The 4092-nt window shown below is 64.2% G+C and carries 7 protein-coding genes; 6 read left to right on the top strand and 1 reads right to left on the bottom strand.

Annotation, left to right across the window (positions count from 1 at the left end; all coding sequences use genetic code 11):
• Positions 1-108 precede the first annotated feature (108 nt).
• The gene (locus ACY693_RS16085; RefSeq protein ID WP_462322825.1) at positions 109-555 is read right to left on the bottom strand and encodes a glycosyltransferase; all 447 of its coding nucleotides are present in this window, start codon (positions 553-555) and stop codon (positions 109-111) included.
• Between the two features lie 132 nt (positions 556-687).
• Here ACY693_RS16085 and ACY693_RS16080 point away from each other — a divergent pair, with 132 nt between their 5' ends.
• The 6 genes from ACY693_RS16080 to ACY693_RS16055 form a co-directional block, all read left to right on the top strand.
• Positions 688-1170: an RpnC/YadD family protein gene (locus ACY693_RS16080; RefSeq protein ID WP_462322824.1), complete on the top strand. Its 483-nt coding sequence runs from the start codon at positions 688-690 to the stop codon at positions 1168-1170.
• A 28-nt stretch (positions 1171-1198) separates the two neighbouring features.
• Positions 1199-1693: a DUF2887 domain-containing protein gene (locus tag ACY693_RS16075; protein WP_462322823.1), complete on the top strand. Its 495-nt coding sequence runs from the start codon at positions 1199-1201 to the stop codon at positions 1691-1693.
• Positions 1694-1765: 72 nt separating this feature from the next.
• A complete protein-coding gene (locus ACY693_RS16070; RefSeq protein WP_462322822.1) occupies positions 1766-2107 on the top strand; it encodes a DUF4351 domain-containing protein in 342 nt (113 codons plus the stop codon).
• A gap of 6 nt (positions 2108-2113) precedes the next feature.
• Complete coding sequence (locus ACY693_RS16065) at positions 2114-2764, top strand: methyltransferase domain-containing protein (protein ID WP_462322821.1); 651 nt, start codon at positions 2114-2116, stop codon at positions 2762-2764.
• A 44-nt stretch (positions 2765-2808) separates the two neighbouring features.
• Positions 2809-3255 carry a DUF29 domain-containing protein gene (locus ACY693_RS16060; RefSeq protein WP_462322820.1) on the top strand — a complete coding sequence of 149 codons (447 nt, stop codon included), beginning with the start codon at positions 2809-2811 and terminating at the stop codon, positions 3253-3255.
• Between the two features lie 24 nt (positions 3256-3279).
• Positions 3280-4092: hypothetical protein (locus tag ACY693_RS16055; protein ID WP_462322819.1), on the top strand; the 813-nt coding region annotated here is incomplete at its 3' end.

Below are 4092 nucleotides of genomic sequence, written 5' to 3'. Positions count from 1 at the left end.
GTCATTGTTGGCAGAAGTGATCACCGAAGTGGATGCCAGGTCTTAACAACCCTGAAAGCGCCCTCCGAGCTGCGGAAACAGGGAAAACAGGGACGCACCACCAAAAACTCACCAACCGCTAGCGCAACAACGGCCGAACGTTGCTGAAGCCGAGGCACAGATAGGCCGCGTCAGTGCAGCAAACACGCTGGAAGTGACCACCGGCAGCACGCCGATCCACTCCGCCGGCTGCGCGCACGGCGCCCGCAGCTGAGCTTGCCCGCTGACCAGGCGCTCATCGGCATTCAGGATCAGATTCCAGCGCGCGTTGGAGAGCGCCAAGGCGGCATTGCGCGCGGCGGCAATATCCTCGCACCAGGCGAAGTGATGCACCTGCGCCCCACAGCGCTCAGCGATCGCCACCGTCGCATCCCTTGAGCCGGTATCCAGCACGATCATCGTCTCGACCACCGCCGCCGCGCTCTGCAGGCAGGCGGCAATCGAGGCGGCTTCATCGCGGGCGATGACGACGAGCGCTAGGGCAGGGGTTGGGGTCGGTGGCTTGGGGGTGGACATGGGGTCTCCGGAGTGGGTGGGCCAAGCTGGCCAGCTTGGTCTGGATCATGGTCATCGGCGATCGGCTGAACGTTGCCTGATCCACCACTGGCCGATCGGATCAGCTCACAGCTTGACGCACCGGAGGCCAGCATGGACGAGATCAACAATCCGCATGACGTCTACTTTCGCGAAAGCTTCACCCGCCGCGAGATCGCCCAAGACTTTCTGCGTTGGCACCTGGAGCGGCTGATCACCCTGATTGACCAGATCGCCGACCGCGATACTGCGCTGGAGAGTCTGGAATCGCTGCTGAGATACGATGTCCAAGGTACTCAACGGGTGGCGGAAGATGACGCCCGCCAGTTGTTGGAGCAGACCTCACCGGGAGATCCGATCATGCAGACCTTTATCGATCGTTATATTGAGCAGGGCCGTGAGCGGGGCATCGAACTCGGCATCGAGCAGGGCAAGTGTCAAGGCGAAGCCGAGTTCCTGCTACGCCTGATGGAGCGCAAATTCGGCCCGGCGGATGTGAAACTGCGCCAGCAGATTCAAGAGGCTGATGCCGAGAAGTTGCTGGAATGGTCCGAGCGCATCCTAACGGCGAAGACGCCGGACGCGGTGTTTCACTGAGCGCCGAACGGTCATCGCCTGATAGCCCATGCACACCGACAAACAGATCTATCTGCTCCTTGGCGCCGACCCCGAGTTCCTCTGCCTGCTTACCGATGGCCTCAGCATCGATGGCCCCTACGACTTCGAGGCCATCGACGTCAAAGCCCTGGAGCGGCGCATCGACGGCGTCGTGCTCCCCGCCGACCCCACGCAAGCGATCTGGGCAATCGAAGTGCAAGCCCAAAAAGACGATAACATCTACCATCGGCTGCTGATCGACATGGGTCTGCTCGGCGAACGCCGCCCCGAGCAACCCGTGTGCGGACTGCTGCTGTTCCTCAGCCCTGAGCAGGATCCCCAGACCGAACCCTGGCACAGCGCCATCGCCCGCGACCCCGAACTCCCGATCCGCCGGGTCTATCTCACCGAGGTGCTCAAGCACCTCAGCCAGACCCAGCCCGAGCACCCCTTGCTGGCCACCTTCCTACCCTATCTGATCGAAGACCCTGCGCGCTTGCGCGAACAAGCCCCCATCGCCTAGTTTCAAATTCAACAAGCCCCGCTGTCCGACACCGCCCGTCGCCATTGTCTCGATGTGTTCCAATCCTGGCTCATGGCGCGCTTTCAGGATCAGACGTTAGAGGAGATTCTCATCATGCTCGGTGAATTGACCCCACTCGAACAGACCCGTGCCTATCGGGAGATCGTGGCGAAAAACCAGCCGATTTGGCTGGAAGAAGGCCGTCAGGAAGGCCGCCAGCGCGAAGCCCAACGGGTGGCGCTGCGCCTCCTGCGCCGCCGCCTCGGCTCGCTGAGCAAGGCGCAACAAGCGCGCGTCCAGGCGCTATCCGTCGACCAGCTCGAAGACCTCATCGAAGCACTACTCGATTTCAGCGCCGCCGCCGACCTCGAGACCTGGCTCAACGCGCACTCCACACCGCAACCGCGGGAGTGAGCCAGCGTGCAGCCCCACTGGACCCTCCACCTCAGTAATGGCCTCAAGGTCAACGTCCCGGCTGATCTGGACAACCCGGTTACCCTGACCCTGCTCGAGTACGAAGCCTGGCCCGAGCCTGAGCACGCCTTCCTGCGCCAGCTCATCCAACCCGGCATGCGCCTGTTGGATGCCGACACCGGCCTGGGGCTTGACGCGCTCGCCATGGCGCAGGGCTTGAGCGGAGCAGGGCAGGTGACTGCACTCAACCTCGATCCGCTGTTCGCGCGCTCGGTGGCGGACAATGGCCTGCAAGCGCTGATCCAGACGCCGAAGCCAAAGCAAACGCCGGACCAACCGGCACCCGAACAAGCCGCGGGCGACGGCGCGTTCGATCTGATTCGCCTCGGCGCCGAGACCCCGCTCGATCCGCGCTGGCTGCCACCCGCCGAGGCTGAAGCCGGTTCCGATCCGCTGATCATGCTCCCCAGCACCAGCCCAGCGATCACCGCCCTGCGGGCCGCTGGCCTCGACCTCTACCGGCTGATCCCGGCCCTCAACGCCCTGGTGGCCGTGGCCGAGGAGACCGACGAAGAAAAAGCTGCGACCCGGTTTGCCTGTCGAGCGTCCCGCGCCGCCAGGTTGCGCGAACTGGGGCGGTTGATACGGTCCGCCTGATGGGAGCACCCTTGCAAGCCTGATCGAAACCACAGGGCCTTACTATGCAGACCGCACACGACGACACCGACTACCTGCGCTGGCTAGAGACCCAAGTCAGCCACCTGCGCGCGGGCCAGCTCGAATGCCTCGACCGGGAACAATTGATTGAGGAGCTTGAGGCCATGAGTCGCAGTGAGCGTCGGCAATTGCGCAACCGCCTGATCGTACTTGTGATGCATCTGCTCAAGCTCGCACACCAGCCGGAAAAGCGTTCGCGCAGTTGGTCGGTCACCATCATCACCCAACGCAACGACATCAAACTGCTGCTCAGAGAAAGTCCAAGCCTGAAATCCACCTTGCCGACCGCCCTTGTAGAGACCTACCCGCGCGCCCGCCAGGAAGCCGCGGAGGAGACCGGCCTGCCGATCACAACCTTTCCCGAGACGCCGCCTTTTACCCTTGAGCAAGTGCTCGACGAAGACTACTGGCCCGAGCCTGGAAGCCACTAATCGATTGAACCCAGGACACGCGCTATGCCCGCCGCACCCCTCTGGCCCCAAGCACTCAGTCGCTATCCCTTTGCCACTGCGCTGCTGCCCGGCTGGCGCGAAGCCGCCGCCGATCTGCCGGAGGCCTACAGCGCCGCCCTGGATGCCGCCCTCGCGGCCTTCGACCCGGAGCGCCCGCTGACCGAGCGCTATCAGCAACTCCTCGCCAGCCGCGCCCAACTCGCCGAGCTGGCCGCTGTTGGGGATGAGCACATCGCCACGCAACTGCTGCGCCTGCGGTTATGGATTGCGCTCGGCGAGCCCCGCGCGGCTCGACAACGCTGTAGCCAACTGCTCGAGCAGCGCGAGCGGGCGGCCCAAGCCACGTCGTCACAAGGCGAGCGTTCAGCCCAGCAGCCCAGCGACCACCCGCATGATCAGGCCGCCGCCCTGCGCGAACGGCCCTTTCTGCCCAGTTGCGCCCGCTTCGACGAGTGCCTGCCGCAAGCCGTGAACGGCGCCGAGGGTGACACCGACGACCTTGACGCCTGGCTAAGCGCCCTGCTGCTCGAAACCGACATCCAACTTAACGCCCAGCGCCGCCACGCACAGCCGCAAGCCGAACTCGCGCGCTTGGCTCAGCGCCGCAAATTGCCAGGGGCCGGCATTGAATGCGAGCGCATGCTGGCATTGGCTGCGCTGCGGTCGGGGAAGAAGGTTATCATCAAGCCGGGGAGTCGGTTGTTCACCGCAGGTCAGAATCCGGATATTTGGACAAAGCTTGGCGAAACCGCGGCCGGCAAACAGGGCCGACCCGGCGCAGATCAAGCCGCTAGGTCAGCCCAGGCGGCAGCGGTC

The organism is Halochromatium sp., from assembly GCF_054919635.1.
Note: the sequence above shows the minus strand (reverse complement) of the source record. Positions and strands in the feature narration are given on the sequence as shown.